1 protein-coding gene is annotated in these 254 nt (G+C 47.6%); it reads right to left on the reverse strand.

What is annotated here, in order from left to right; genetic code table 11:
* Positions 1-254 (reverse strand): hypothetical protein (locus tag KZZ07_RS27180; protein WP_219520128.1); only part of this gene is annotated, 254 nt, incomplete at both ends.

Raw genomic sequence — 254 nt, forward strand, 5'->3', positions numbered from 1 at the left:
GGCTTTCCCACATTTCGTCAAATTGTTTTTGCTCACGTTCACGCAAAGCATCGTATTGGTCCGGTGTTAAATTGGCGCGGGCACTGCTGAGGAAATTATCTTTGTAGTCGCGTAATGCTTCGTGGGCTTTTTCAATCAAGTAGGGCTTCGCTTCTGCTGATGCGTTTTGAATGCTTGCACCGGTCGCTTCCATATAGCGGGTGAACTCTTGCTTCTGTTCCAACTTGCTGAGCAAAAGTGCCTCACGTTTTTCG

Origin of the sequence: Mameliella sp. CS4, assembly GCF_019392335.1 — a bacterium.
In the GTDB taxonomy this organism is placed as follows: domain Bacteria; phylum Pseudomonadota; class Alphaproteobacteria; order Rhodobacterales; family Rhodobacteraceae; genus Antarctobacter.